This is a genomic window from Terriglobales bacterium (assembly GCA_035624455.1).
GTDB lineage: Bacteria > Acidobacteriota > Terriglobia > Terriglobales > Acidobacteriaceae > DASPRM01.
On sequence record DASPRM010000059.1, the window covers coordinates 1 to 2,752 of the forward strand.

The window sequence follows — 2,752 nt, forward strand, 5'->3', positions numbered from 1 at the left end:
ACGGCCCTGATAGAGGCCGGTGACGGCCACATCCGCAGCATTGATCTCGAGCACCGGATCGCCCGGCACCAGGGAAGCCGTGTGGCCGTCGGGTCCAAGGCCCAGGTGAACGAGGTCAAGCACCGGTGGCGACCCGGCGATCGACTGGAGCGTCTGTGCATATTGAGCGCATGCCGCATTCAAGTCTGCGGATTCGACCGCCATGGGATAAATCTGTTCCGGGCGCAATGGCGCATGAGCGAGCAGGCTCTCACGCAGGTGGGTAAGATTTCGGTCGGGATGTCCTGCGGGGGCGACCCTTTCGTCCACTTGCACCACATGCAGGGCGTTCCAGGGGACGTCTTCCCGCGTGAGTTCACGTAGCATAACCCATGGAGTGTGGCCGCCGCTGACCGCGAGAATAAAGGACCCACGATTTGCGACCGCGGATCTGGCTTCCGCGGCGATAAACGCAGCCCCTCTTCGCGCGACCGAGTCGGCATCGGCGTAGATTTCAATTCTCATCATGCGTTTCACTTGCTCCTGAAAATGCTTCCTTGCCGGCGGGGTTGTGCCATCTTCCCGGAGGAGTCACACGCGTGACTTCATCCGGGCCCCAGGTGCCGGAAAATCCTCTTGCAGGCAAGATCGCCGCGTGGCGCCGAAGAAAACAGCGCGTCCGAGTGCGCACTGTTCATGAACTCTCCTCAAGCGGCGGTCGGTTTTTCCACTGGTTGTTCGAGGTGCCCGCCAAATTCGTAACGCATCGCGGACAGGAGTTTGTCGGCAAAGTCGGCTTCGCCACGCGAACTGAAGCGCTCATACAGAGACGCGGTGAGCACTGGAACTGGCACGGCTTCGTCGATCGCCGCCTCGATTGTCCATCGGCCTTCGCCGGAGTCCGACACCCGGCCGGCGAATCGGGAAAGTGCCGGGTCCTTGAGCAGGGCAACCGCCGTGAGGTCAAGCAGCCACGAAGCAATTACGCTGCCGCGTCTCCACACTTCGGCGATGTTCTTGAGCTCAAAGTCATATTTGTAGTTTTCGGGATCGCGCAATGGAGTGGTTTCAGCGTCAATCTGGGCCTCTCGCTTTCCGACGTTCGCGGACTGCAGCACGGACAAGCCTTCGGCATAGGCGGCCATGATTCCATACTCGATCCCATTGTGCACCATCTTGACGAAGTGCCCCCCGCCGTTCGGACCGCAGTGCAAATAACCCAACTCGGCAGTGCCATCCACGTGCTCACGACCGGGCGTGCGCGGTATGTCGCCCCTACCAGGTGCCAGCGCCGAGAAGATCGGGTCGAGATGCTGGACGACTTCCTTTTCGCCGCCGATCATCATGCAGTAGCCGCGCTCCAGGCCCCAGACGCCGCCGCTTGTGCCCACATCCATGTAGTGGATGCGCCGTGCCGCGAGATCCTCGGCGCGCCGGATGTCGTCGATGTAGTAGGAATTTCCACCGTCGATGAGGATGTCGCCGGCGTCGAGGTGGGGCACCAGCTCAGCAATGGTTTTGTCGACAACGGCCGCCGGAACCATAAGCCACACCGCCCGAGGTTTTTCCAGCTTCTTTACCAAATCCGCCAATGAAGTCGCTCCTAGGGCGTTCTCCGCGAGCAGTTCGTTCACTGCTTTTGAAGACCTGTCGAACACAACGCAGGTGTGCCCATTCCTCAGGAGTCTCCGCACCATGTTGGCCCCCATTCTTCCCAGTCCGATCATTCCAAGCTGCATATGTGCTCCTATTCTGATTCTCGACTAGCCCCAAGGCTGGGGGGCGGGATGCATAAGGGTTGCAAAAGATCCAATCGCGGTCAGTGCGATTTTTTGAGCTTTCGATAACGCTGAATCAAAGCGTTTGTCGAGCTGTCGTGCTGGAGGACGGGTTCTGCCTTGCTCTCCAATTCTGGAATGATGCGCTGGGCCAGAACCTTACCGAGTTCGACGCCCCACTGGTCGAACGAATCAATGTTCCAGATGACACCCTGGGTAAAGACCGAATGCTCGTAAAGCGCCACCAGTTTGCCAAGGGTTTCGGGGGTCAACTTATCCGCCAGAATGGTGCTCGATGGACGATTGCCCTCGAAGATCCGGTGCGGCACAAGCCAGGCCGGCGTGCCCTCAGCCTTTACCTGTTCGGCTGTCTTTCCAAACGCGAGCGCTTCGGTCTGGGCAAACACGTTTGCCAGAAGCAGGTCATGATGCCGGCCAAGCGGATTGAGCGGTGTAGCACATGCAATGAAGTCGCAGGGAATGAGCCGGGTCCCCTGGTGGATCAACTGATAGAACGAGTGTTGTCCATTCGTCCCAGGTTCGCCCCAGTAGATGGCCCCGGTATCGTGGGCGACTGGTTTGCCGTCGAGCCTGACGTGCTTGCCATTGCTTTCCATCGTCAACTGTTGCAGGTAAGCGGGAAAACGCTTGAGGTACTGCTCATAAGGCAGGACAGCAACGGTCTGCGCGCCGAAAAAGTCGTTATGCCAAACGGCCAGAATGCCCATCACCACGGGCAGGTTACGCTGCAGGGGAGCGGTGCGAAAATGCTCGTCCATTTGATGAAAGCCGTTCAGCATGGAACGAAAGTTGTCAGGACCGATGGCGAGCATTGTCGAAAGGCCGATCGCGGAATCCATGGAGTAGCGTCCGCCGACCCAGTCCCAGAATTCGAACATGTTGGCGGTGTCGATACCGAACTTCGCTACTTCCGCCGCATTTGTCGATACGGCGACAAAATGTTTGGCGACCGACGTTTCGTCTCCTCCGAGTCC

The 2,752-nt window shown here is 58.9% G+C and carries 3 protein-coding genes; all 3 read right to left on the minus strand.

All coding sequences use genetic code 11. The features are described 5' to 3' along the window. Positions 1-507 (minus strand): 6-phosphogluconolactonase (pgl, locus tag VEG30_06495; GenBank protein HXZ79560.1); only part of this gene is annotated, 507 nt, incomplete at its 3' end. A gap of 179 nt (positions 508-686) precedes the next feature. Beyond that, complete coding sequence (gnd, locus tag VEG30_06500; protein HXZ79561.1) at positions 687-1,718, minus strand: decarboxylating 6-phosphogluconate dehydrogenase; 1,032 nt, start codon at positions 1,716-1,718, stop codon at positions 687-689. A gap of 80 nt (positions 1,719-1,798) precedes the next feature. Beyond that, positions 1,799-2,752 (minus strand): glucose-6-phosphate isomerase (gene pgi / locus VEG30_06505; GenBank protein ID HXZ79562.1); only part of this gene is annotated, 954 nt, incomplete at its 5' end.

Excerpts from the sequence above, each read along its gene's own strand:
- gnd (HXZ79561.1), bottom strand. The coding sequence starts at position 1,718 with ATGCAGCTTGGAATGATCGGACTGGGAAGAATGGGGGCCAACATGGTG.